This is a genomic window from Sphingomonas sp. DC4900, from assembly GCF_049896485.1.
GTDB classification, from domain to species: domain Bacteria; phylum Pseudomonadota; class Alphaproteobacteria; order Sphingomonadales; family Sphingomonadaceae; genus Sphingomonas; species Sphingomonas aquatilis.
In genome coordinates this window covers 194,230-218,429 of record NZ_JAFCUK010000002.1, presented here as the reverse complement: position 1 = coordinate 218,429, position 24,200 = coordinate 194,230, and the positions used below count along the sequence as shown (strand labels likewise).

22 protein-coding genes are annotated in these 24,200 nt (G+C 67.9%); 17 read left to right on the top strand and 5 right to left on the bottom strand.

The window, feature by feature from the left end; translation table 11 throughout:
- The first annotated feature begins 3 nt into the window (after positions 1–3).
- Positions 4–1,101: a glycosyltransferase family 2 protein gene (locus tag ACP690_RS03540; protein WP_426260159.1), complete on the top strand. Its 1,098-nt coding sequence runs from the start codon at positions 4–6 to the stop codon at positions 1,099–1,101.
- On the opposite strand, the gene ACP690_RS03535 is transcribed toward ACP690_RS03540, so the two are convergent.
- Complete coding sequence (locus ACP690_RS03535; RefSeq protein ID WP_426260158.1) at positions 1,098–2,318, bottom strand: phospholipid carrier-dependent glycosyltransferase; 1,221 nt, start codon at positions 2,316–2,318, stop codon at positions 1,098–1,100. The genes ACP690_RS03540 and ACP690_RS03535 overlap by 4 nt on opposite strands.
- Positions 2,319–2,814: 496 nt before the next feature.
- Here ACP690_RS03535 and ACP690_RS03530 point away from each other — a divergent pair, with 496 nt between their 5' ends.
- From ACP690_RS03530 to ACP690_RS03515, 4 genes are all read left to right on the top strand, one after another.
- Positions 2,815–4,020, top strand: a complete 1,206-nt coding sequence (locus ACP690_RS03530; protein WP_063687619.1) for a trans-sulfuration enzyme family protein — start codon at positions 2,815–2,817, stop codon at positions 4,018–4,020.
- A 7-nt stretch (positions 4,021–4,027) separates the two neighbouring features.
- Positions 4,028–4,426, top strand: a complete 399-nt coding sequence (gene apaG, locus ACP690_RS03525) for a Co2+/Mg2+ efflux protein ApaG (RefSeq protein WP_426260157.1) — start codon at positions 4,028–4,030, stop codon at positions 4,424–4,426.
- 115 nt (positions 4,427–4,541) lie between these two features.
- Entirely contained in the window at positions 4,542–5,330 is a 789-nt protein-coding gene (locus ACP690_RS03520) for a LysR family transcriptional regulator (protein ID WP_241890834.1), read from the top strand.
- Positions 5,327–5,842 (top strand): GNAT family N-acetyltransferase, encoded by a 516-nt coding sequence (locus tag ACP690_RS03515; RefSeq protein ID WP_426260156.1) that lies wholly within the window; start codon positions 5,327–5,329, stop codon positions 5,840–5,842. Before ACP690_RS03520 ends, ACP690_RS03515 begins: the two co-directional genes overlap by 4 nt.
- Here the strand turns inward: ACP690_RS03515 and ACP690_RS03510 are convergent.
- Positions 5,820–7,154, bottom strand: coding sequence for a serine hydrolase (locus tag ACP690_RS03510; protein WP_426260155.1), 1,335 nt, complete (start codon positions 7,152–7,154; stop codon positions 5,820–5,822). The genes ACP690_RS03515 and ACP690_RS03510 overlap by 23 nt on opposite strands.
- Entirely contained in the window at positions 7,112–7,966 is an 855-nt protein-coding gene (locus tag ACP690_RS03505; RefSeq protein ID WP_426260154.1) for an ABC transporter permease, read from the bottom strand. The genes ACP690_RS03510 and ACP690_RS03505 overlap by 43 nt, the downstream gene beginning before the upstream one ends.
- 66 nt (positions 7,967–8,032) lie before the next feature.
- On the opposite strand from ACP690_RS03505, the gene ACP690_RS03500 reads away from it, so the two are divergent.
- Positions 8,033–8,737 (top strand): GcrA family cell cycle regulator, encoded by a 705-nt coding sequence (locus tag ACP690_RS03500; protein ID WP_426260153.1) that lies wholly within the window; start codon positions 8,033–8,035, stop codon positions 8,735–8,737.
- A 330-nt stretch (positions 8,738–9,067) separates the two neighbouring features.
- Here ACP690_RS03500 and ACP690_RS03495 read toward each other — a convergent pair whose 3' ends face one another.
- Positions 9,068–9,901, bottom strand: a complete 834-nt coding sequence (locus ACP690_RS03495) for an outer membrane protein (RefSeq protein ID WP_426260152.1) — start codon at positions 9,899–9,901, stop codon at positions 9,068–9,070.
- 181 nt (positions 9,902–10,082) lie between these two features.
- On the opposite strand from ACP690_RS03495, the gene parE reads away from it, so the two are divergent.
- The 5 genes from parE (at position 10,083) to ACP690_RS03470 (ending at position 16,960) form a co-directional block, all read left to right on the top strand.
- Entirely contained in the window at positions 10,083–12,065 is a 1,983-nt protein-coding gene (gene parE, locus ACP690_RS03490) for a DNA topoisomerase IV subunit B (protein ID WP_294313446.1), read from the top strand.
- A 70-nt stretch (positions 12,066–12,135) separates the two neighbouring features.
- Complete coding sequence (locus tag ACP690_RS03485; protein WP_426260151.1) at positions 12,136–13,272, top strand: hypothetical protein; 1,137 nt, start codon at positions 12,136–12,138, stop codon at positions 13,270–13,272.
- A 111-nt stretch (positions 13,273–13,383) separates the two neighbouring features.
- Positions 13,384–14,580: an aspartate aminotransferase family protein gene (locus ACP690_RS03480; RefSeq protein ID WP_426260150.1), complete on the top strand. Its 1,197-nt coding sequence runs from the start codon at positions 13,384–13,386 to the stop codon at positions 14,578–14,580.
- Positions 14,581–14,729: 149 nt separating this feature from the next.
- Entirely contained in the window at positions 14,730–15,647 is a 918-nt protein-coding gene (argF, locus tag ACP690_RS03475; protein WP_147035744.1) for an ornithine carbamoyltransferase, read from the top strand.
- Between the two features lie 98 nt (positions 15,648–15,745).
- Positions 15,746–16,960, top strand: coding sequence for a M20 metallopeptidase family protein (locus ACP690_RS03470; RefSeq protein ID WP_426260149.1), 1,215 nt, complete (start codon positions 15,746–15,748; stop codon positions 16,958–16,960).
- Positions 16,961–17,101: 141 nt separating this feature from the next.
- On the opposite strand, the gene ACP690_RS03465 is transcribed toward ACP690_RS03470, so the two are convergent.
- Positions 17,102–18,067, bottom strand: coding sequence for an isopenicillin N synthase family dioxygenase (locus ACP690_RS03465; protein WP_294284726.1), 966 nt, complete (start codon positions 18,065–18,067; stop codon positions 17,102–17,104).
- 342 nt (positions 18,068–18,409) lie between these two features.
- On the opposite strand from ACP690_RS03465, the gene ACP690_RS03460 reads away from it, so the two are divergent.
- The 6 genes from ACP690_RS03460 (at position 18,410) to mtnP (ending at position 24,123) form a co-directional block, all read left to right on the top strand.
- Positions 18,410–19,549 carry a M23 family metallopeptidase gene (locus tag ACP690_RS03460; RefSeq protein WP_241769102.1) on the top strand — a complete coding sequence of 380 codons (1,140 nt, stop codon included), beginning with the start codon at positions 18,410–18,412 and terminating at the stop codon, positions 19,547–19,549.
- Positions 19,550–19,795: 246 nt separating this feature from the next.
- Positions 19,796–20,128, top strand: coding sequence for an iron-sulfur cluster insertion protein ErpA (gene erpA, locus ACP690_RS03455; RefSeq protein WP_017977613.1), 333 nt, complete (start codon positions 19,796–19,798; stop codon positions 20,126–20,128).
- 4 nt (positions 20,129–20,132) lie between these two features.
- Complete coding sequence (gene xth, locus ACP690_RS03450) at positions 20,133–20,903, top strand: exodeoxyribonuclease III (protein ID WP_426260148.1); 771 nt, start codon at positions 20,133–20,135, stop codon at positions 20,901–20,903.
- A complete protein-coding gene (locus ACP690_RS03445; RefSeq protein WP_426260147.1) occupies positions 20,900–21,694 on the top strand; it encodes a transporter in 795 nt (264 codons plus the stop codon). Before xth ends, ACP690_RS03445 begins: the two co-directional genes overlap by 4 nt.
- A gap of 183 nt (positions 21,695–21,877) precedes the next feature.
- Positions 21,878–23,269 carry an amino acid permease gene (locus ACP690_RS03440; RefSeq protein ID WP_426256179.1) on the top strand — a complete coding sequence of 464 codons (1,392 nt, stop codon included), beginning with the start codon at positions 21,878–21,880 and terminating at the stop codon, positions 23,267–23,269.
- Entirely contained in the window at positions 23,266–24,123 is an 858-nt protein-coding gene (mtnP, locus tag ACP690_RS03435; protein WP_426256178.1) for an S-methyl-5'-thioadenosine phosphorylase, read from the top strand. Before ACP690_RS03440 ends, mtnP begins: the two co-directional genes overlap by 4 nt.
- Positions 24,124–24,200: the final 77 nt, after the last annotated feature.

Here is a 24,200-nt window from a genome sequence, read left to right as displayed (position 1 = left end):
GGCATGAGCACGCTCCTCGAGATCGCGGTCGTCATCCCGACCTTCAACGAGCGCGCCAACGTGCCGACGCTGATCGCGCGGCTGGACCAGGCGCTGGCCGGGCGGCGCTGGGAGGCGATCTTCGTCGACGACGACAGCCCGGACGGCACCGCAGACGTCGCGCGCGAGCTGGCGCGGATCGATTCGCGCGTGCGGGTGATCCACCGTATCGGCCGGCGCGGCCTGTCGTCGGCGTGTATCGAGGGGATATGCGCGACGGCGGCGCCGGTGGTCGCAGTGATCGACGGCGATTTGCAGCATGACGAAACGCTGCTGCCCAAGATGCTCGACCTGTTGCAGGCGGACGAGGCGCTCGACGTGGTGGTCGGATCGCGCTTCGTCGATGGCGGCGGCACGGGCGACTGGGACCGCGACCGCGTCGCCAAGTCGGCGTTCGCGACCAGGCTGTCGCGCCGGGTGCTGAAGGGCGACCTCAGCGATCCGATGAGCGGGTTCTTCGCGATCCGCACCGCGGTGGTACGCGAACTGGTGCCCGACCTGTCCGCGATCGGCTTCAAGATCCTGCTCGATTTGATGACGACGAGCACGCGGCCGCTGAACTTCGCCGAGCTGCCCTATACGTTCCGGGTACGGACGGAGGGCGAATCGAAGCTCGATCACGTCGTCGCCATGGAATATCTGATCGCGCTGTACGACCGGATGTTCGGCCGGTTCGTGCCGGTGCGCTTCGCGATGTTTTCCGGCATCGGCGTGCTGGGCGTGGGCGTGCATATGAGTGTGCTGGGCGTCGCCATGCTGGCCGGTGCCGACTTCCTGTTCGCGCAGATCCTGGGCGCGGTGGCGGCGATGACGTTCAACTTCGCGCTCAACAATGCGCTGACCTATCGCGATCGGCGCTTGAAGGGATTCCGCCAGCTGCTCGACGGCTGGGTGTCGTTCTGCGTCGTCTGTTCGGTGGGGCTGGTGGCGAATGTCGGCATCGCCGCCTTCGTCCACGATTTCCGCAACGGCGGCGCGGCGGCGTCGGCGCTGATCGGCATCTTGGTCGGCGCGGTGTGGAATTATGCCCTGTCGTCGAAGTTCGTCTGGGGCCGCTATTAGATCCAGCTCTTCAGCCACATCCAGCCGTGGAACGAGTCCGCGCCCTTGAGCGGCGTCGCGGCGAGGATGGGGTAGAAGTGGACGAACAGCACCGCGGCGGCGGCGAGAAAGGCCTCGTCCCAATAGCGCAGGCGCGCACGCCAATGGTCGAAGGCGGCGGCGATGGCGACGCACAGCCAGATGCTCGATAGATAGTAATAATAGAAGAAGCCGAGCGACTTGGGGATCAGCGCCCACATCGCGACGCTGGCGACCCACAGCAGCGCGACGCCGCCCGCGCGGACGTTGCCGCGCACCCAGGCGTACAGGCAGGCAAGGACGGCGATCAGCCCGCCCCACATCACCACGGGATTGCCGAGCAGCAAAATGCCGCGCTGCGCGCCGTCGACGGGTTCGTACAGATACCAGACCGGCCGCCAGTCGAACGCCCAGGTCCACCAGGCGGACTGATAGGGGTGGGGCGGCAAGACCTGCGTCTGGCGCGCGTACATGTCGAGCTGGAAGGGAAGCAGCGTCGAGAGCGTGAGCGGCTGGGTGTGGTAGAGGAACGCCGGCCAGAAGGTGAGCGCATAGGTGAGCGCGGCGACCACGCCGAGCGCGGCGAGGGCTGCGAGCGGGTGGAGGCGCGGTTGCGTGCGGTGCGCGAGCAGGAAGGCGAGGCCTGCAAAGCCGATATAGGGCAGCGCGGTCCATTTCGTGCCCAGTGCGAGGCCGAGCAGCACCGCGCCCGCGATCCAGCGCCGCCAGGCCTGCCCGCGCGTCTGTGCCTGCATCGCCCAGAGCAGGGTCGCGACGCCAGTGACGACGAAGGCGGCCATATAGCCGTCGAGCATCGCAGTGCGCGCCTGCACGAAGACGGTGAAGTTGAGGATGGCCAGCGTCGCCCCGATACCGGCGGTGCGGACGCGGCCGAACAGCAGATACAGGATCGCAAAGATGCCGACGACTACCGCGGTCGCCGCCAGCGTCGAACCGATCCGCCAGCCGAGCGGATCGTCGCCGAACAGCGCCATCCCGGCGGCGATCAGCGTCTTGCCGAGCAGCGGGTGTTCGATGTTCACCGGCCCGCCGAGGTCGCGCAGCATGCGCGCGGCGGGGACGTAATGCACCTCGTCGAACACCAACGTGTGCGGCGTAGTGAGCCGCCAGCTGAACAGCAGTTGCGCGATCAGGCCGAGGCCGAGCGCGGCGGGCAGGGGGCGGTGGAACAGGCGCACGGGGGGCTTGTCGGGGCAAGCGCGCGGGTTGGCAAGCGGGTGCTGTCCGTGCCCCCCGTCACCCCCGATGTGTTCCGGGGTCCACTTCGCGGCGAGGGGGGCGCTAGGGCCGATCGACAGTCATTCACGCCAAGATACGAAGAGGTGAAGAAAAGATGGTTCGCGCGGAGGCGCGGAGGACGCAGAGGTGTCGCGTTTGCCGAGCGAGCGGCCTGTCTATCTCGGTCGAGGTCAAGGCGCAGCGTTGCCACGCGCGTGACATCTCTGCGTCCTCCGCGCCCCCGCGCGAACAAAACTCTTTTTCTTCATGTCTGTCCGCTCGTCGGGAAATCCATCACGACGGTGAATGTCGATATGGCCTAGAGGCCCCGGTCGTCCCCTTGTGGCCCGGTGGACCCCGGAACGAGTCCGGGGTGACGGGGTGGGCGGGGCGGCCGTCTCGCGCAACCGTACCCCGCCCTTGCACCCCCCGTCCGTGTCCGGCAAAGCGGGCGGCATGAAGCGCAAGGCAGGTCAGGACCGTTCGATCACCGCCAATTGGCGCCCCGCGACGCTGGCCGTCCGTGGCGGCACGGCCCGCAGCGAATATGGCGAGACGAGCGAGGCGCTGTTCCTCACCTCGGGCTACACCTACGACAAGGCGGGCGACGCCGCGGCGCGGTTCGCGGGCGAGCAGGAGGGGATGACCTACTCCCGCCTGCAGAACCCGACGGTCGAGATGCTGGAACAGCGGATCGCGCTGCTGGAGGGGGCCGAGGCGTGCCGGACGATGGCATCGGGCATGGCGGCGATGACCGCGGTGCTGCTGTGCCAGTTGCAGGCGGGCGATCATCTGGTCGGCGGGCGGGCTGCGTTCGGATCGTGCCGCTGGCTGACCGATACATTGCTGCCCAAGTTCGGCATTCAGACCACCATCGTCGATGCACGCGATCCGCAGCAATTCCTCGACGCGGTGCGGCCCGAGACGAAGGTGTTCTTCTTCGAAACCCCGGCGAACCCGACGATGGACGTGGTCGACATCCGCGCCGTCTGCGCCATTGCGCGCGAACGCGGCATCACGACCGTGGTCGACAATGCCTTCGCCACGCCCGCGTTGCAGCGGCCGATGGACATGGGCGCGGACGTCACCGCCTATTCCGCGACCAAGATGATGGACGGGCAGGGCCGCGTGCTCGCCGGCGCGGTGTGCGGGACCGAGGATTTCATCACCAACACGCTGCTGCCCTTCACGCGCAACACCGGCCCGACGCTGTCGGCGTTCAACGCCTGGGTGGTGTTGAAAGGGCTGGAGACGCTGGACCTGCGCATCACGCGGCAGGCAGAGAGCGCGCTGACGGTCGGCCGCTTCCTGGAAGCCCGCGTGCCGAAGATCCTGCACCCGGGCCTGCCGAGCCATCCGCAGCACGCGCTCGCGATGAGCCAGATGCGCGCGACCGGCCCGATCTTCGCGTTCGAGGTCGCCGACCGCGCGCAGGCGCACGGGCTGCTCGATGCGCTGGCGCTGATCGACATCTCCAACAACATCGGCGATTCGCGCTCGCTGATGACGCACCCCGCCTCTACCACGCATGCCGGCGTGTCGGCGGAAACGCGTGCCGAGATGGGCGTAACCGAGGGCATGCTGCGGCTGAACGTCGGCCTCGAAGACCCGCAGGACCTGATCGACGACCTCGACCAGGCGCTGCGCGCGGTCGGGCTGTAGGGCGGCCGTGAAGCAGCTGTTTCCTTATGCCGCGACCACCGATGGCGTGACCGTGCGCGTCGCGGTCAGCTATCTGCCCGAACAATCGGAGCCGCAGCGGGGGCGTTGGTTCTGGGCCTATCATATCCGGATCGAGAATGAGTCGGACCGGACAATCCAGCTGCTGACGCGCCACTGGATCATCACCGACGGCCGCGGCGCGCGCCATTCGGTGGAGGGCGAGGGCGTCGTCGGCGAACAGCCGGTGATCGCACCGGGCGGGAGCTTCGATTACGTGTCGGGTTGCCCGCTGCAAACGCCGAGCGGCGCGATGCAGGGGAGTTACAGGCTGATCGACGAGGCCGGGCAGGCGTTCGACGCATCGATCCCCCGGTTTGCGCTGCTGGCCCCGGCGGTAGAGACGTGAGGGGTGGAGATCATGACCCTCTCCCTTCCGCGCCTTCGGCGCTCCCTCCCTCTCCCGCCGGGAGAGGGAAGGGGCCCACGACGCGCAGCGGCGTGGGAAGGGTGAGGGCGACCCGATGAAGCGCACCCACCTTCCCCTCAACGGCCTGCGCGTGCTGGATGCGGCGGCGCGGCACCTGAGCTTCACGCGCGCGGCGGACGAACTGGCGGTGACGCCGGCTGCCGTCGGCCAACAGATTCGCGCGCTGGAGGATACGCTGGGCGTCGTGCTGTTCCGCCGCACGACGCGCGGGCTGGAGCTGACGCCCGAGGCGGAGGCGGGGTTGCCGGCGCTGCGTGACGGCTTCCTGCAATTCGAGGAAGCGGTGCGCGCTATGCAGGCGGGGCAATCGTCCAAGTCGCTGACCATCGCCGCGCCGCGCGACCTGACCGAGAAATGGCTGATGCCGCGCCTGGCCGAAGTGGCGCAGGCGGATGCGGAGCTGCGCTTCGTGCTGCTCGCTGCCGACGACACCGGCGATTTCACCGAGGCGAACCTCGACCTGGCGATCCGCTGGGGCGAGGGGCCGGGCGAGCATGAGGGCGAGGCGCTCGAGTCGGAGGGTATGGTCACGGTGGCGGCGCCGGGCGGCGGGGACGCGGCGATCGGCTGGCCGGGTGCGCCGGGCGGCGACGGTGCGGCGTTGGTGAAGGTCGCCGACGCAGGGCTGGCGATCGATGCGGCGGTGGCGGGACTGGGGCGTGCGACGGTGCCCGAACTACTGGCGGCGCGGGCGATCGCGGCGGGGCAATTGGTGACGATCGGCGAGGCGCAGCCGTCACGTATGGGCTATTGGCTGGTCGCGCCGCTGCCGCAGTGGCGGCAGGCGAAGGTGAAGGCGCTGGTTGACGCGCTGACGGCGTGACGCCGACGCTGCATAGCGCGCGGCTGACGCTCAGGCCGCGCGTGGCGGACGATGCCGAGGCGCTGTTCCCGACCATGGCGGATGCCGAGGCGATGCGCTGGTGGTCCTATCCGCCATTCACGCAGGTCGAGGATTTGCGCGCCCATTTCGCCGAGGCGCATCCCGACTGGCGGGCGTGGGCGGTGACGTGGCGCGGCGAGGATCGGGCGATCGGCTTCGTAGCGGCGGGCCAGCGCCGGACTGGCGTGTCGGAGATCGGCTATCTGTTCGACCGCGCCACGTGGGGACAGGTTGTCGCGCGCGAGGCGTTGGGCGCGATGCTCGACCAGCTGTTCGCCGAGGGGCAGCGGCGCGTCTTTGCCGACATCGACCCCGACAATACGCCGTCGATCGGTCTGGTCGAGCGGCTGGGCTTCGTGCTGGAGGGGCGCCTGCGCGCCGAGTGGGAGACGCATATCGGCGTGCGCGATACGCTGATCTACGGCCTGCTCAGGGACGAGTGGCGGGCGTAGCGACCAGCGCCAGCGCGCGCGACACCAACGCGACGAAGGCGGCATCGTCGACGCCTGCGTCGGGGCGATGCCAGTCGCCGACCACCGCATACCAGCGCCCGTCCCGTGCCTGCGCCAGCAGGTTGAGCGTGATCACCCCCGGCTCCGACCCGCCCTTGAACCCGACATAGCGGAAGCGCGCCGCGGTGGCGGGGTCGATGCCCGGATTGATGCCCATGATGCTGCGCACCACCGGTCCCGCGTCGCGCAGGTGGGCAAGCAGGCGCGCCATGTCGCGCGGCGATGCGAACCATTCGACGCTGTCGTTGGCGATCGGACCCGAAGAGAACATCATCGGGTCGATGCGCTGGGTCGCGATTGCAGAGGCCTGCGCGGCGAGGAGGGCGCGACGGCCGGCGGCGTCAGCGCCCTTCCATGCGGCGATGCGCGTAGGATCGGCCTTGATCGCGAAGGCCTCGCGCGTCGTCAGCACCGGCCCGGTGGCGCCGAAGCGCGCGGCCATGGCGTCGACCTCTTTGCGCCCCAGCACGCCGATCAACGTGTCGGCGGCCGTGTTGTCGCTGATCGAGATCATCAGCGTCGCCAGCGCTTGGAGCGTTACCGGCGTCCCTGCCGGCCAGGCTTGCAGGATGCCGGAGGGAAGGGACGGCGCGGCAATTGGCACCACCTCGTCCCAGCGATGCCTACCCGCGGCGACCTGCCGCGCGGTTTCGGCGAGCACCCACAATTTGAACGCGGAGCCGAGCGGGGCGGGCTGGGCGTCGCGGATCGCCAGCACGGGCGTCGGCGTCGCGCCGTCCAGTGCGTAGATGCCGAGCCGTGTCGTGCCGGGCAGCGCCGACAGGTCCTTTTCGATCGTCGCCGCGCTGTCGTCGCTGCGGGTCGTGCCGGTGATGCGCAACCCGGTGATCGCGTGGGGCGCGGCGGGATCGATCGCGATCAGCATCGTCGCGGTGCCGCGTTCGTAGCCGACCAGCATTTGCGCGGCGTAGCGGCCTTTCGGGGTCAGCGTCGCGATCCGCTGCGGAGCCCCTAGCGAGTCGCGCAATTGCGCGGTGAGCGCCTGCCACTGGCCCAGCGGCACGGCCTGACGAAAGGCGGGGGCGAACAAGGTGTCGTATCCCGGACCGCCGTTCAGCACAGGCAGCAGTGCTTCCGCCTGCGCGCGCACTGCCGGATCGGCATCAGCCGCGACGGGGGCCGCGACGGGCGGCGGCGTCTGGGCGCTCGCCGTGACGGGCGCGAGGCAGCCCAGCGCCAGCGCGGCGATTAGTTCTTGAGCTTCCAGCCTTTTCGCAAGAGCACGTAGCATGTCACCCCCAGCACGACGTCCACCGCCAATATCGCGATGCTGCCGACCATGATGGGCGAATCGGCGGTGCCAAGGAAGCCGTATCGGAAGCCAGAAATGATATAGAAGAAGGGGTTGGCGTGGCTGAACGCGCGGAACGCGGGGGCCAGGCGATCGACCGAATAGAAGGTGCCCGACAGCAGCGACAGCGGCGCGATCACGAAATTGGTGACCGCGGCGGCATGGTCGAACTTCTCCGCCCAGATCGACGTCAGCACGCCAAGGAACGACAGGAAGGCCGCACCGAGGAAGCCGAACCACAGGATGGCGAGCGGGTGCGCGGGCGTCACATGGACGCCCGGATACAGCGCCATTGCGCACCAGCAGATGAAGCCGACGAGGAACGCGCGCGTCATCGCGCCACCGACGAGCGCCGCAAGCAGCTCCGCGGTCGACAGCGGCGCTTGCAAATAATCGACGATCGTCCCCTGGATCTTGCCGACCAGCAGCGAAAAGCTGGCATTGGCGAAGGCGGGGCCCATCATGCCCTGGCTGATGATGAGGCCAGGCGCGATGAAATCGGCGAAGGGGACGATGGTGCCGCCGACCTGGACCGGGCTTTTCGCGCCGGTCGCGATGGTAAAGACGATCAGGAACAGCAGGGTCGTGATCGCTGGCGCCCATACCGTCTGGAGCTGCACCTTGAAGAACCGGCGCACCTCCTTCACATAGAGGGTCTTCAGGCCGCCCCAATTCACGTTCCGGATCACCGGCACGCCGGGTGCGGACCGGATCGCCGATTGGATTTCGCCGATTGGGGGCTGGCTGCTCATGAGCGAAGCGGGTAATCGCCTGCGCAGCCGCCCGCAACCCGGCTGTGAGAATATAGGGAAGTACGAATGTCCTGGACCGACGAGCGGATCGACACGCTCAAGACGATGTGGGAAGCGGGCCAGACCGCCAGCCAGATCGCCGAGGCGCTGGGTGGCGTCAGCCGCAACGCCGTGATCGGCAAGGCGCATCGCCTGGGGTTGCAGTCGCGCCCATCGCCGGTGAAGCCGAACGAGCCCGCTGCGGCCCCCGCACCGGTGGCAGCCGCGCCCGAGCCCGAACCCGTCGTCGCGGCGCCGCCCGCTCCGCCGCCACCCGCGCCGAAGCCGACGCCGGCGCCCGAGCCGGTGGTCGCCGCCGCGGATGTGCGCGACGACGAAGACGAGGATGACGACGACACGGATGCGGTCGTCGCCGCGCCGCGTCGCGAGCCGCAGCCGATCCTGCGGTCGGTCGGCCCCGGCGGCTTCGTGCGCCAGTCGCCCGGCGAGCAGCAGCCCCCTGCCACGCCCGCGCCGCCGCGCCGGCTGGTCCCGGCCAAGCCTTCGCCTGAGATCGCGGGCAAGACGACGCTGCTCGACCTCAACGACCGCATCTGCAAGTGGCCCCTCGGCCATCCGGGCGAACCCGACTTCCATTTCTGCGGCGAGAAGGTGAACCCGGGTTTCCCCTATTGCGTCGAACATTGCGGCCATGCCTATCAGGCACAGCTGCCGCGCCGTGATCGCCGCCCGCCCCCGCCGATGCCGTTCGGCGGCCCGCGCGTTCGCTGAGGCGAAGTCTCAGCGACGCGGCCAAAGGGCCGCCCGGCCGGCGCGGCCAAAGCCGCGTCCGACGTCATGGGCTTTGCCCATGACGGGCCTGGTTTAGTGCTCTTCCGTCTACCCCACACCCGTTCGCCCTGAGCCTGTCGAAGGGCGGGGCGCCCCGAGTGATGGCCTCGCATCTGGAAAGCTGTGCTTCGACAAGCTCAGCACGAACGGAGGTGGGTACGGCCCGCCGCGGCGAAGCCGCGTCGTCAGTCGTGTCCGCTTGCGCGGCACGCTGGCCGGGCTTGCGCGAGTCCTGAGCCATGCCGGGCATGGCTCAGGCCGCCCTGCGCCTTAGAAGCGGAACGCTGCCGTTGCGCGCAGCGAATGCCAGCGGAACTGCGTGTCCGAGCGGCGGAAGTCCGTCGTCGTTCCGCCCAGAACAAACGGGTTCGTCGTCGGCGCGGCACCTTGCGTCACCCGCACGCGCGCATCGTCGTCGCGATACTGGTGATAGGTGTATTCCATGCCGATCGAGAAGTTCTTGCCGAGCTTCTGTTCGATACCGCCGCCGCCGACGATGCCCCACTGGTTGCGCTTGCCGAACTGGCTGAAGGCATTGGCGGTGTTGGTGGTCGTGAATTCGCGATCGATCCGCGCATAGCCCGGTCCGAACGTGCCGTAGAACAGCGTCGTGCCCGGTGCATAGCCGACGCGGCCGCGAATGCTCGCTTCCCAATCCAGCTTGCGGGTCATGACGTAATTGGCGGGCGTCGTCGAAAAGGCGCTGACGCTGTCGGTGATCTCGCTCTTGCCGAATTCGCCGACCGCACCGATCACGATGTTGCCGCGCTGCGAGTCCATGCCGATCCGCCCGTAGTAGGACCAGCCGTCGCGATCGTTGGCACAGCCGCCCGGCGTCGGCGTCGCGCCACGCGCGCGGCCGTTGCAGAAGCCGGGCGAGAAGGCGTTGGCGCCCGCCGCGGTCGACACCGTATCGCCGAAGCTGCCGTTCGACCCGCGATCGAACAGGATGCGCGAACCGACGTCGTTCGGCTGGACGTCGTAGCCGCCGGCAGCGCCGATATAGATGCCGCTGAACGGCGCATCGTCGGTCATCTCCTGCGCCTGCGCGGCGGTGGTGAAGGATGCCGCGGCAAGCGCGCCGGCGACCAGAATAGAACGCATATGTCTCTCCCGACAGACGTGACAGTCGGGCAAGGAACGTCCGCCTCGACGGAAAATATGCGTCAGATCAACCAAATCGCGGCAGTGTGGCTTTTATGCACCAGCGTAGAAATATTCGAGCAACATGCGTCGCTCGCGCAATACTGGTATCGCCTGCGATGTTCCCTTATGGTTCCGCGTGATGGCCCAGGATTTGTTCGCTTCGTCCGCTACCCCCGCCAACAGCTATGACGCTTCGTCGATCGAGGTGCTCGAGGGGCTGGAGCCGGTTCGCCGCCGGCCGGGCATGTATGTCGGTGGCACCGACGAGCGTGCGCTTCATCACCTTGCCGCCGAAGTGCTCGACAATGCGATGGACGAGGCGGTCGCGGGCCATGCGACGCGGATCGAAGTGACGCTGGAGCCGGGCAATCGCCTGACCATCGTCGACAATGGTCGCGGCATTCCCGTCGACCCGCATCCCAAGTTTCCCGACAAGAGCGCGCTGGAGGTGATCCTGTCGACGCTGCACTCGGGTGGCAAGTTCGCCGGCAAGGCCTATGCGACCAGCGGCGGCCTGCACGGCGTCGGCGTGTCGGTTGTCAACGCGCTGTCGAGCGACACGGTGGTCGAGGTGGCGCGCGACCGCCAGCTCTACCGCCAGCGGTTCAGCCGTGGGCAGACGCTGGGGCCGCTCGAACATGTCGGTGCGGCGCCCAATCGCCGCGGCACCTCCGTCGCCTTCACGCCGGATGTCGAGATTTTCGGGCCCGAGCTTGGCTTCAAGCCGAAGCGGCTGCACCAACTCGTCCGCTCCAAGGCCTATCTGTTCGCGGGCGTCGAAATTCGCTGGCATTGCGCGCCCGAACTGGTCGAGGGCAGCGATACGCCGGCGGAGGCGGTGTTCCAATTCCCGGGCGGCCTCGCCGATCATCTGCGCGAACAGATCGGTGGCCGCGAATGCGCGACGGCCGATTTCTTTGCGGGGCGACAGGATTTTCCGGGCGAGGCGGGGCGCGTCGAATGGGCGGTCGCCTGGCCGCTGTGGAGCGACGGCAGCTACAGCTGGTATTGCAACACGATCCCGACGCCCGACGGCGGCACGCACGAACAGGGGCTACGCCAGGCGCTGGTCCGGGGTTTGCGCGCGTTCGGCGAGCTGGTGAACCAGAAGAAGGCCAAGGACATCACCGCCGACGACGTGATGGTCGGCAGCGAGCTGATGCTCAGCGTCTTCATCCGCGATCCGCAATTCCAGAGTCAGACCAAGGATCGGCTGACGTCGCCGGAGGCGGCCGGCCTCGTCGAAAAGGCGGTGCGCGACCATTTCGACCATTGGCTCGGCCACAATATGGAGCGGGGCAAGGCGCTGCTGGGCTATGTGCTCGACCGGATGGACGAGCGCCTGCGCCGCAAGGCGGAGCGCGAGGTCAAGCGCAAGACCGCGACCAGCGCGCGCAAATTGCGCCTACCCGGTAAGCTGACCGATTGCGCCGCCGACTCGCCGGAAGGCACCGAGCTGTTCATCGTCGAAGGCGACTCGGCCGGCGGTTCCGCGAAGCAGGCGCGTGATCGCAAGACGCAGGCGATCCTGCCGATCCGCGGCAAGATCCTCAACGTCGCCAGCGCGACGAGTGCGAAGATCGTCGCGAACCAGGAAATCGCCGACCTGATCCAGGCGCTTGGTTGTGGCACGCGCAAGGACTGCGACGCCAGCCAGCTGCGCTACGAACGCATCGTCATCATGACCGACGCCGACGTCGACGGGGCGCATATCGCGACGCTGTTGATGACGTTCTTCTTCCAGGAAATGCCCGACCTGGTGCGACGCGGGCACCTCTACCTCGCGCAGCCGCCGCTCTATCGCCTGACCGTCGGCGCCAAATCCCTGTACGCGCGTGACGACGCCCACCGCGCCGAACTGGAGCGCACCGCGTTCAGGGGCAAGAAGGTCGACGTCGCGCGCTTCAAGGGCCTCGGCGAAATGAACCCCGGCCAGCTGCGCGAAACGACGATGGACCCCAACACGCGCAGCCTGATCCGCGTGACGCTGCCGCAGGAATATGAAGAGCGCGCAGGGGTGAAGGACTTGGTCGATCGGCTGATGGGCAACAACCCGGCGCACCGCTTTGCGTTTATTCAGGAAAACGCGGCACGGATGGACGAAGAGGCGATCGATGCGTGAAATATCTTTGCTGGACGACACCTAACGGCAAGGATAGCGTTGTCTTCGGTACGAGATAGGGAGACACGCCATGATTGTAGTCGCTGTCCTTCTTCAGATTGCACAGATGCCATCCGTTCCGCCGCCCGCGCCGGATCCCGACATTATCGTCAGTGGTAAGACGACTGCGGAGGCCAAGCGTATTCTCGAGGCGTGCATTGCGGACCGCTGTACGCCAGACAAGGAGATCAAGGCATCATTGGTCTATGCAACGCGACAGATGTTGGACGGCGATTACCCCGCCGCACGGCAGACGTTGCTCACAGCGCGTCATCGCAACGCGGCATTCGACAAGACCTATCCCCTGCAAGTGTCCGATCTTCATCGCGCGCTGACCCGCTTGTCGACGCTCGATGGTTGGCGCGACTCTGCACGTCTGTCAGCCGTGGATGCCACTGACGCATTGCGTGCAGGCCTCCCCTCAGGTGACCCCACTATCCTAAGCCAGCGCCTGTTCAGCGCCAGCCAGCTCGCCCGCGAGGGTCGGATCATCGGAGCCACACAAATCTACAACGACGTCGCCGACAAGGCCCGTCAGCGTGGGCAATATGCGGTGGAGGCGCAGGCGCTGTTCGACGGCGCGGTACTCTATGCGACCCTTGCCAGCCTTGACCCGGTGTATCGCAATTCCGCGCAGGAATGGGCTGATCGCATTACGCGCCGGACTGAGCCCGAATTCGTCGAGATGCGCAGCGGATTGTCGCTGCTCCGTACCAAACTGGCCGCGCTGGCGGCGAAGCCTCAAGATCGGGCTGCCATCTATTCGGCTGCACAACCGGCCGACGGCAACGCTGCGATCCTGCTCGACGAGCCGAAACTTCAAGTACTTCCAGACGACCAGCAACTCGCGGGTGGAATGGCGCGTGAAGGCGTGCCCGAGTGGGCCGACGTGAGCTTCTGGGTGCGGCCAGACGGGTCGGTTGCCGATCTTGCCGTCGTTCGTCAGTCGGAAGCCCGGCCGGGTTCGTGGCTCGGCGAAAAGTTGAAGGCCGTTAGCGGCCGGCGATACGCGCCCTTGCAAGGCTCCGTCGGGGCGCGGGGCCTTTATCGTGTCGAGCGCTATTCGTTGGTTCATGTGGTGCAGTCGACGATCGGTATGCACATGCCGGTGCGAGCGCGGATTGGAGAAATTGATACCATGGATATGACGCCTTTGTATCGATCGTGATTCTGCGAAGGCCGCTGGCGTGGTTGACCCGCCGGGCTGGCTCCTCGTATGACTGACAAGGGCGGCCAGCACAGGCCGCCCTTTCTCGTTGAAGAGAAGAGGAGACCTCTCGTGACCATTACGCCGCTCATGCCCGTTTACCCACGGTGCGGGGTGCGTCCGGTCCGAGGGGAGGGGTGCTATCTGATCTCCGAAAATGGGGATCGCTATCTGGATATGGCGGCGGGGATCGCGGTCAATGCGCTGGGGCATGGCCACCCGCATCTGGTGAAGGCGATCGCCGAGCAGGCGGCGACGCTAATGCATGTCAGCAACCTCTACGGCAGCCCCCAGGGCGAGGCGCTGGCGGAGCGGATCGTCGCGAACAGCTTTGCCGATACGGTGTTCTTCACCAATTCGGGCACCGAGGCGGTAGAGTGCGCGATCAAGACCGCGCGGCGCTATCACTTCGCCAACGGCAATCCGCAGCGGCACACGATCATCACCTTCAACAACGCCTTCCACGGGCGGACGATGGGGGCGATTTCGGCGACCAACCAGCCTAAGATGCGCGACGGCTTCGAGCCGCTGCTGCCGGGCTTCGCCTATGCGCCCTTCAACGACCTGGAGGCAGCGCTCGCGCTGGTCGACGAGAACACCGCCGGCTTCATGGTCGAGACGATCCAGGGCGAGGGCGGCGTGTCGGTAAGCACGCCCGAATTCATCCAGGGCCTGCGCAAGGCGTGCGACGAACAAGGCCTGCTCCTGATCCTCGACGAGGTGCAATGCGGCTATGGCCGTACCGGCAAGATGTGGGCCTATGAGCATTACGGCATCGAGCCGGACATCATGTCGGTCGCCAAGGGTATCGGCGGCGGCTTCCCGCTGGGCGCGTGCCTTGCCACCGAAGAGGCGGCGAAGGGCATGGTGATCGGCACGCATGGATCGACCTATGGCGGCAACCCGCTGGCCATGGCGGCGGGGCAGGCGGTGCTCGACGTGATGCTGGAGGACGGTTTCCTCGAGAATGTCACGACGATGGGCGAGCGGCTGCGCGGCGCGCTGGAGCAGATGATTCCCAATCACGACCACGTCTTCGAAGGCGTGCGCGGCAAGGGGCTGATGCTTGGCTTGAAGCTGAAGGCCGGAGTCGAGCCGCGCGAATTCGTCGCGCATGCCCGCGACAACCACAACCTGCTGCTGGTCGCGGCGGGCGAGAATGTCGTGCGCATGCTGCCGCCGCTGGTGATCGAGGATTCGCATGTCGCCGAGTGCATCGAGAAGCTGTCGGATGCGGCGCGGGTGTTCACGCCGGCGAGCGACGATTGATGATTCCTCCCCCGTTAGGGGGAGGTGGCACCGCGCATGCGGTGACGGAGGGGGAGGACGGCGGGGGCTGCGTTTGGGGAAGCGCCCCCTCCACCACGGCCTGACGGCCGCGGTCCCCCTCCCCCGCTGCGCGAGGGAGGACTTTTCACATGCGTCATTTCCTGAATCTCACCGATGCCGGCGCCGATGGCGTTGCCGCGATGCTCGACGATGCGATGAGCCGCAAAGCGGCGCGGGCGGGCTGGCCGAAGGGCCGCGTCGATGCCGATGCCCCGCTTGCCGGTCATGTGCTGGCGATGATCTTCGAAAAGAATTCGACGCGCACGCGGGTCAGCTTCGACATGGCGATCCGCCAGCTGGGCGGCACGTCGATCGTGATGGATGCCGGCAGCATGCAGCTCGGCCGTGGTGAGAGCATCGCGGATACGGCGCGCGTGCTGTCGGGCTATGTCGATGCGATCATGATCCGCACCGACGATCATGCCAAGGTCGAGGATATGGCGCGCCATGCCAGCGTGCCGGTGATCAACGGCCTGACCGACGCGTCGCACCCGTGCCAGATCATGGCCGACCTGCAGACGATCCTGGAGGACGGCAAGGCGCTGCCCGGGCTGAAGGTCGCGTGGCTGGGCGATGGCAACAACGTGCTCGCTTCGATCATGGAGGCGGCGGGCCTGATGCAGTTCGACGTCGTCGCGGCCTGTCCACAGGGCTATCAGCCGAGCGAAGCGGACGTCGCGCTGGGCAAGGGCCGCGCGCGCGTCGTCGGCACGGCGGCCGAGGCGGTCGAGGGCGCGGACGTGATCGTCACCGATACCTGGATCTCGATGGGCCAGGCGCATGCCGACACCAAGCTCGCCGCGATGATGCCCTTCCAGGTCGACGAGGCGCTGATGGCGCGCGCCAAGCCCGACGCGCGCTTCCTCCACTGCCTGCCTGCGCACCGTGGTGAGGAAGTGGTCGATGCGGTGATCGACGGCCCGCAGTCGCTGATCTGGCGTGAGGCGGAAAACCGGCTGCATGCGCAAAAGGCGGTGCTGCGCTGGGTGTTCGGGCAGATCGGCTGAGGTCTCTGGGGGCGGTTCCGCCGCGCGTCGTGCCGCCCCGCACCTCGACAAAACGGCTCTCGAGGCGCACGATGTGCCTCAAGTAACGGAGCCTATTCATGTCCCTAGACGAGACGTTTGCCACCGACTGGGCCGCTGCGGGCGAAGCGGGGCTGGACGATACGATCGCATTGCGCCGCGCGATCCATGCCGAGCCGGAGGTCGGGCTGCACTGCCCGCTGACCACCGCGAAGATCAAGGCGGCGCTCGCCGGCCTGCCGCTGGAGATTCACGACAGCACGTCCACGACCGGCTTCATCGCCATCCTGAAGGGGCAGGCGGGCGATAACGGTCGCACCGTGCTGCTGCGCGGCGACATGGATGCGCTGCCGATGCAGGAGGAGACGGGGCTGCCCTTCGCCAGCACCATCCCCGGCCGCATGCACGCCTGCGGGCACGATTCGCACACCGCGATGCTGGTCGGCGCGGCCAAGGCGCTGTGCGCGCGCCGGGAGAGCCTGCCGGGCACGATCGTCTTCATGTTCCAGCCGGGCGAGGAGGGTTATCACGGCGCCCGCTTCATGATCGACGACGGGCTGCTCGCCATCGCCAAGCCCGATGCGGCGTTCGCGCTGCACATCACGCCCAATGCGCCAGCGGGTGTCGTCGTGACGCGCGGCGGGCCGATCATGGCGTCCGCGGACACGATCCACGCGACGATCCGTGGTGCCGGCGGCCATGCCGCGATGCCGCACGACTGCATCGATCCGATCCCCGTCGCCTGCGAGATCGTCACCGCGCTCCAGACCTTCATCGCGCGACGTATTCCCGTCACCGATCCGGCGGTGCTGTCGGTGACGAAGATCGAGGCCGGGTCGGCGCACAATATCGTGCCGGGCGAGGTGACGATGCTCGGTACGCTGCGCACGCTGTCGGAGGGCACGCGGGCGACGATGCAGGCGGCGTTCCAGCGGATTGCCGAGCATATCGCCGCCGCACATGGCGCGACCGCGGAGACGCGGATCGAGGCGGGCTATCCGGTGACGGTCAACGACCCGCGCGGTGCGGCGCTGATCGAGGGCGTGGCGGGTACGCTCGGCCAGCCGTTCGCGACGATGCCGCAGCCGATGATGGGCGCGGAGGACTTTTCGTACGTGCTGCGCGAGACACCCGGCGCCTTCGCCTTCATCGGCGTCGCGCCGGTGGGCAGCGATCCCGCGACCAATCCGCCGCTGCACAATACGCGGATGACGATCGAGGAATCGGTGATGGCGAAGGGCGTGGCGATGCACTGCGCGATCGCGACGCGGTTCTTAGAGAACGGGTTCGATTGAGCGGGGGGCAGGCAGGCCCTTAGCCTTAGCCCGTCACCCCGGCCGAAGAGCCGGGGTCCCGCTTCTTTCCGGCCGTGGCGAAAAGCGGGACCCCAGGTCGAGCCCGGGGTGACGAGGTGGGTGTGGCCACCCCTTACGCGATCACTTCTTGATCAGGCCGATCTCGACCAGCCGCTCGTGCAGGTAATCGTGCGCGGTGATCGGCGTGGGGTAACGGTTCGGCCGGTCCGCGGTGATCGTCTGCGGTAGCGTCTCGATCAGGAAATCGGGCGCGGGGTGCAGGAAGAAGGGCATCGAATAGCGCGAATGGCCGCGGCGTTCGACCGGCGGGTTGACGACGCGGTGCGTGGTCGAGGGCAGGACGTGGTTGGTCAGGCGCTGCAGCATGTCGCCGACGTTGACGACCATCGCGCCTTCGGGCGGCTTGATCGCCAGCCAGTCACCGGTGTTCTTGTCGAGCAGTTCGAGGCCCGCTTCCTCGGCGCCCAGCAGTAGGGTGATGAGGTTGATGTCCTCATGTGCGCCGGCGCGCACGCCCTCCGCATCGGCGGGGATGGGGGGATAATGGAGCAAGCGCAGCACGCTGTTGCCGTCCTTCACCGCCGGGTCGAACCAGTCGGGGGCAAGGCCCAGATGGCGCGCGATCGCGGAGAGCAATTTGTCGCCCGCGCGATCGAAAGCGGTGAACAGTTCGAGGAACGTGTCCTTGAACCCCTCGGGGCGCGCCGGCCAGATGTTGGGCGCCATGCTGTCGGCGTAACGATGCCCCTCCGGCAGATTGCGGCCGATGTGCCAGAATTCCTTGAGGTCGACGTGCTTGGCGTCCTTGGCGATCTCCGTCTTGAACGGGGTATATCCGCGCGCGCCGCCACCGCCCGCGACGAAATAGTCGCGCTTTTCCGCCTCCGGCAACGCGAACAACGCCTCGGTTTCGGACCAGGCACGATCGATCAGGTCCTGCGGGATGCCGTGGTCGGCGACGATCGCGAAGCCGAATCGTTCGAACGATTCGCCGAAGGCCTTGGCGAAGCCGTCGGGGTCGCGCGCCTGGTCGGCGAGGCTGAGCGTCGGAACCTGTGCGTCCAGCGCGGTTGGGGTGTCGAGCATAAGGGCCATCCGTTTGATCAGGCGAGCGATATAGGACGCCGCGCCGACCGCGTCACGCCCGCATGTCACGCGCCTGTCATGGTGCGAACGACCGGGGATCGACGGCGATCGCACGGTTATGGTGAACGCCCGCGTAACCTCATATCATCGGCTCGGCGCGCGCGTCAGCCGGTTGATCGCGGGAGCCGTGCCCCATGGGTTGTGGATGCGCATCGATTGCAGGCAGAGACTGCGCGTCTGGGGCGCGGTGGGGCTGCGAATCACGACGATTGGATTACGGCCGGACCCGGTCCCCCGGGTTGCGGCGCATCGCACTGGGGTCTGATGAACAGCTTCGTTTCCATGAGCGCTCGACTCGGTAACCGCATCCGTTCGCTTTTCGTCGCGCGCGACGTCCTGTTTCACGATGGCAACGCGCTGCGCCGTGTCAGCCTGACCGGCCGTCGTCAGGCGACGCTCGCCGCCGCGGCGACGCTGACGCTGGGGTTTTCGGGCTATGGCGCCGCACAGGCTGCGCAGCTGGTCGTCGCCCCCGCGCATGATACGCGCGTTGCGGGCATGGAGCATCGGCTCGACGCGATGCAGGCTCGCGTGTCGCACATCCGTGACGTCGCCCGCCTGCATGCCGAGCGGATCGAACAGCGCCAGGCGCTGATCACCGCGGCGCTGACCGGCAAGGGCGACGAGGCCGAACTGGCGCTCGCGACGCTCGCGATCGATCCCACCGCCGATCGCCTCGCCGCCGATGTCGTCAAGCCGCTGGTGAAGGTGGAAGGGCGCCAGGCCCAGCTCGCCGACGCCGCGCAGAAGGTGGTGGACCAGCGCCTCGCCAAGGCGAATGCGACGCTCAAGACGCTCGGTGTCGCCAGCCGCGTGAATGCCAAGGCGATGGGCGGCCCGATGCTGGAGGCCAATGGCGCGGAAGCGCAGGCGGACCTGAAGGCCGATGCGCAGTTCCGCACGCTGTTCCAGAGCTGGAAGAAGCTCGACACGCTGCAACAGGGGGCGATCGCCATTCCGTCGGTGCAGCCGGTGCAGCACCTGCAGTTCACCAGCAACTTCGGCATCCGCTCCGACCCGTTCCGCGGCACCGCGGCGATGCATGCGGGCGTCGACATCCCCGGTCCGGTCGGCACGCCGATCTATGCCACCGCCGACGGCATCGTCGATCACGCCGGCCGCCAGGGCGGTTACGGCAATCTGGTCGAGATCAACCACGGCAAGGGCATCGCGACCCGCTACGGCCACCTGTCGAAGATCCTCGTCGCCGATGGCGCGCGCGTGACGCGCGGCCAGCTGATCGCGCTGATGGGGTCGACCGGCCGCTCGACCGGCCCGCACCTGCATTATGAAGTCCGTATCGACGGCCATGCGGTGAACCCGGTGCCGTTCCTGACCACCGCCGATTACCTGCTCGCCGCGCAGGACCGTGCGGTCCATGCGATCCCGGTGTCGACCGACGGTCCTGCCGCGCAAGATTGATCGACCCAAGTTCGTCATCCCGGCGAACGCCGGGATCCATGGTTGCGATGGTTGACGTGGCGCACGAGCCGCCCGCCGCCGTGCGTCCATGCATCCCGGCGTTCGCCGGGATGACGAGACGGGGCGGGGGCAGCGGCGGTCGCCTACCAGCCCCCCATCCATCATGTCGTCCCTCGCACGGATGATGGCGCAGGGACGAGGGGCTAACCGGTTGCCCCACTCGCATCCCACGCCTATCTCGGCGGCATGACCCAGCCCGACATCGCCCTCACCCCCGCTGCCGCCGCGCGCGTCGCGGCGATTGCGGGCAAGCAGAACAAGCCTGCCATCCTGCGCCTGTCGGTCGATGGTGGCGGCTGTTCGGGGTTCCAGTACAAGTTCGGCTTCGCCGACGCGCCCGAGGGGGACGACACGATCGCGGAGACGGATGGCGTCCGTCTGGTCGTCGACAGCATTAGCCTGGACCTCGTGCGCGGCTGTCAGGTCGATTACGTCGAATCGCTGGGCGGTGCGGCGTTCCGCGTCGACAATCCCAATGCGGCGTCGGGCTGCGGCTGCGGCTCCAGCTTCGCGGTCTGAGGCGGTGAAGCTCGTCACCTATAACGTCAACGGCATCAAGGCGCGGCTGCCGCGGCTGATCGAGTATCTGACCGAACAGCAGCCCGACGTCGTCTGCTTGCAGGAGTTGAAGACCACCGACGATACCTTCCCGATCGCCGATATTGAGGCGGCGGGCTATGGCGCGGTGTGGCATGGGCAGAAGGGGTTCAACGGCGTCGCCGTGCTCGCTAAGGGGCAGACCCCGATCGAGACGCAGCGCGGCCTCGACGGCGAACCCGAAGACGAGCACAGCCGCTATCTGGAATGCGCGGTCGATGGCCTGATCGTCGCGTCGATCTATCTGCCCAACGGCAATCCGCAGCCCGGACCCAAGTTCGACTATAAATTGCGCTGGATGGAGAGGCTCGCCAGCCGCGCGCGCGCGCTGCTGGAGGCCGAGGTGCCGACGGTGCTGATGGGCGATTACAACGTGATCCCCAACGACGACGACACCTTCTCGGTCCGCGCGATGGCGAACGACGCGCTGATGCAGCCCGAAAGCCGCGCTGCCTACCGCCGGTTGCTGGCGCAGGGGTGGACCGATGCGTTGCGCACGCGCCAGCCCAAGGGCGGGGTGTGGACCTTCTGGGATTATCAGGCCGGGGCCTGGCAGCGCGACGCGGGATTCCGGATCGATCACCTGCTGCTCAGCCCGCAGGCGGCGGACCGGTTGCAGGACGCCGGCATCGACAAGGATTATCGCGGCCGCGAAAAGGCGAGCGATCACGCACCCACCTGGGTACGACTGTCGTGAGGCGCAGCGCGGCGGCGCTGCTCGCGCTCGCCGCCGCCACCCCCGCCGCCGCACAGGACCGCGAATTCTGCCCGGAGCGGCCGGGGCTGGAAACGCAGGCGTGCATCGTCGATCGCGGGCGCGTGACCATCGAATCGAGCCTGATCGACTGGACACGCGATCGGCAGAGCGACGGCGTGACCGATACGATCCTGGTCGGCGACACGCTGGTCCGCGTCGGCGTGACCGATCGGCTGGAGGTGCGCGCAGGCTGGCAGCCGTTCGGCCATGAGCGGACGCGCGATGTCGCGACCGGCGATATCGACCGGGCGAATCGCGTCGGCGATGCGGTGATCGGGCTGAAGGCGTCGTTGCTGCATCCCGATGGCAGGGGTCTGTCGATCGCGATCCTGCCATCGGTGACGCTGCCGGTCGGACGTCAGCCGATCGGCGCCGGCCGCGCGCAGCCGAGCCTGCTGCTTCCGCTGTCGTATGATGTGTCCGACACGGTCGAGATCGCCGTTACACCGGCGATCCGGGCATTGGCGAACGAGGACGCGGGCGGCCAGCACGTGCGCTATGGCGCTGCGGCGGGCGTGACGGTGAAGCTCAGCGAGGCGGTGTCGGTCGGCGCGGATGCGTCGCTCGCGCGCGATCAGGACCCGCGCGATCACACGACGCGCGCACGCGCTGCGATGACGCTCGCGTGGCAGCCGAAGGACGATTGGCAGCTCGACACGTCCGCGATTGCCGGGCTCAATCGCGACACGCCGGACGTGCAGCTGATCGCCGGGATCGCGCGGCGGTTCTGAGGTCGATTGACGTCCTGCGATGCTAGCCTCGCTGCGTCACCTCGGACGTGATCCGGATCCCGCTATCGTCGACCGCACAAGAAGCGGGATCGCGGCTCAAGGCCGGGACGACGGGGGGAAGCGACCTACCCACGCCCCGACCAAGCGCCTATACCCCGGTCCGATAACGACAAAGGGGAAGACATGAGCCTGTTCCGCCGCAAGACGATCCAGCCACAGCCGCCGGGCCAACAGCTCGCGCGCACGCTGGGCTGGCCGCATCTGGTGGCGCTGGGCGTCGGCGCGATCGTCGGCACCGGCATCCTGACGCTGATCGGCGTCGGCGCGGATCGGGCGGGGCCGGCGGTGATCCTGTCGTTCGTCGTCGCCGGAGCGATCTGCGCCTGCGCGGCGCTCTGCTATGCGGAGATGGCGACGATGATCCCCGCGTCGGGGTCGGCCTATACGTATAGCTATGCGGTGCTGGGCGAGGTGATCGCCTGGGTCGTCGGCTGGAGCCTGATCCTCGAATATTCGCTGGTGGTCTCGACCGTCGCGGTCGGCTGGTCGGGCTATGCGGTGGGGTTCCTGAAAGGGCTCGGCATCGTCGTGCCCAATGCGCTCGCCAATGGGCCGGGCCTCGGCGGCGTCGTCAACCTGCCGGCGGTGGGGATCATTGCGGTGGTCGCCGGGCTGCTGATGCTCGGCACGCGGGAAAGCGCGCGGATCAACACCGCGCTGGTCGTGCTGAAGATCGTGACGCTGGCGCTGTTCGTCGCGGTGGCGCTGCCGCACTTCGACGTGGCCAACCTGCACCCGTTCGCCCCATTCGGCTACGGCAGCCCGGAGCATGCCAACGGCGTGAAATATGGCGTGATGGGCGCCGCGGCGATCATCTTCTTCGCCTTCTACGGCTTCGACGCCATTTCGACCGCGGCAGAGGAGGCGAAGAACCCCGAGCGCGATCTGGCGATCGGCATCGTCGGATCGATGATCGCCTGCACCGCCATCTATATGATCGTCGCCGCCGTGGCGGTGGGGGCACTCAGCTACACGCGCTTCGGCTCCAGCCCGGAACCGCTGGCGCTGATCCTGCGGGAGATCGATCAGGCCGGTATCGCGACGATCGTCGCGGCGGCGGCGGCGGTCGCGCTGCCGACGGTGTTGCTCGCCTTCCTGTACGGGCAGAGCCGCATCTTCCTGGTCATGGCGCGCGACGGCTTCCTGCCGCAGAGCCTGGCAAAGGTATCGAAGCGCGGAACGCCCGCGCGCATCACTGCGATGACCGCGGTGTTCGTCGCCGCGATCGCCGGCCTAGCGCCGCTCGACGTCATCGCCAGCCTCGCCAATGCGGGTACGCTGTGCGCCTTCGTTGCGGTCGCCGCCTGCGTTCTGGTGCTCCGCCGCCGCGACCCCGCCGCGCGCCGGCCGTTTCGCACGCCGCTCGCCTGGATCGTCGCGCCGCTCGCGATCCTCGGCTGCTGCTATCTGTTCACCAGCCTGCAGGTGGTGACGCAGATCGCCTTCCTCGGCTGGAACGCCTTCGGCCTGCTCGTCTACTTCCTCTATGCGCGCGGTCGGGCGCAGATCGCGTGAGCGGCTGGCATATCGGCATCATCGGCGGGTCGGGACTGTACGACGTCGCCGGGATCGAGGATGGCCGCTGGGTCGAGGTGGCGACGCCTTGGGGGCCGCCCTCCGATGCGATCTTCACCGGGCGCGTCGGCGCGGCGCGCGTGTCGTTCCTGCCGCGCCATGGCCGCGGGCATCGGATCAGCCCCGACGCCCTCAACGCCCGCGCCAATATCGATGCGCTGAAGCGGCTGGGCGTCACCGACGTGCTGGCGGTGTCGTCGGTCGGCTCGCTGGTGGAGGAGCGGCCGCCGGGCAGCTTTACGATCGTCGACCAGTTCATCGACCGGACGAAGGGGCGCGTGTCGAGCTTCTTCGGCACCGGGTGCGTCGCGCATGTCTCGATGGCCGATCCGGTCTGTCCGCGACTGTCGGCGCTGGTCGCGGACGCGGCGGGGGCGGGCGTGGATCGCGGCGGCACCTATCTGGCAATGGAGGGGCCGCAATTTTCGACGCGGGCGGAAAGCCTGCTCTACCGGCAATGGGGCTGCCATGTGATCGGCATGACCGCGATGCCCGAGGCCAAGCTCGCCCGCGAGGCGGAGCTGCCCTATGCGCTGGTCGGCATGGTGACGGATTACGATTGCTGGCGCGAGGACGAGGCGGCGGTCGATGTGACGCAGGTGCTGGCGCAGCTGTCGGCCAATGCGGCGAAGGCGCGCAGCATGGTGCTGGCGTTGCTGCGCGGGCTGCCGGCCGAGCGGGCGGCGTCGCCGATCGATACATGTCTGGATGCGGCGATCATCACCGCGAAGAGCGCGCGCGATCCGGCGCTGGTCGCGAAGCTGGACGCGGTGGCGGGGCGGGCGCTCGCCTAACCCACCGCGTCACCCCGGACTTGGTCCGGGGTCCACTCTGCGGCGAGGGGGCGGGCTGGAGCCTCTTGCCGCCCCCC

Bases quoted from the DNA above. Each gene is read 5' to 3' on its own strand.
- ACP690_RS03530 (WP_063687619.1), top strand. From the start codon at position 2,815: ATGAAGCGCAAGGCAGGTCAGGACCGTTCGATCACCGCCAATTGGCGC.
- ACP690_RS03540 (WP_426260159.1), top strand. From the start codon at position 4: ATGAGCACGCTCCTCGAGATCGCGGTCGTCATCCCGACCTTCAACGAG.
- ACP690_RS03520 (WP_241890834.1), top strand. From the start codon at position 4,542: ATGAAGCGCACCCACCTTCCCCTCAACGGCCTGCGCGTGCTGGATGCG.
- argF (WP_147035744.1), top strand. From the start codon at position 14,730: ATGCGTCATTTCCTGAATCTCACCGATGCCGGCGCCGATGGCGTTGCC.
- ACP690_RS03470 (WP_426260149.1), top strand. From the start codon at position 15,746: ATGTCCCTAGACGAGACGTTTGCCACCGACTGGGCCGCTGCGGGCGAA.
- ACP690_RS03495 (WP_426260152.1), bottom strand. From the start codon at position 9,901: ATGCGTTCTATTCTGGTCGCCGGCGCGCTTGCCGCGGCATCCTTCACC.
- ACP690_RS03440 (WP_426256179.1), top strand. From the start codon at position 21,878: ATGAGCCTGTTCCGCCGCAAGACGATCCAGCCACAGCCGCCGGGCCAA.
- ACP690_RS03465 (WP_294284726.1), bottom strand. From the start codon at position 18,067: ATGCTCGACACCCCAACCGCGCTGGACGCACAGGTTCCGACGCTCAGC.
- ACP690_RS03500 (WP_426260153.1), top strand. From the start codon at position 8,033: ATGTCCTGGACCGACGAGCGGATCGACACGCTCAAGACGATGTGGGAA.
- ACP690_RS03460 (WP_241769102.1), top strand. From the start codon at position 18,410: ATGAGCGCTCGACTCGGTAACCGCATCCGTTCGCTTTTCGTCGCGCGC.
- erpA (WP_017977613.1), top strand. From the start codon at position 19,796: ATGACCCAGCCCGACATCGCCCTCACCCCCGCTGCCGCCGCGCGCGTC.
- ACP690_RS03510 (WP_426260155.1), bottom strand. From the start codon at position 7,154: ATGCTACGTGCTCTTGCGAAAAGGCTGGAAGCTCAAGAACTAATCGCC.
- parE (WP_294313446.1), top strand. From the start codon at position 10,083: ATGGCCCAGGATTTGTTCGCTTCGTCCGCTACCCCCGCCAACAGCTAT.
- ACP690_RS03485 (WP_426260151.1), top strand. From the start codon at position 12,136: ATGATTGTAGTCGCTGTCCTTCTTCAGATTGCACAGATGCCATCCGTT.
- ACP690_RS03505 (WP_426260154.1), bottom strand. From the start codon at position 7,966: ATGAGCAGCCAGCCCCCAATCGGCGAAATCCAATCGGCGATCCGGTCC.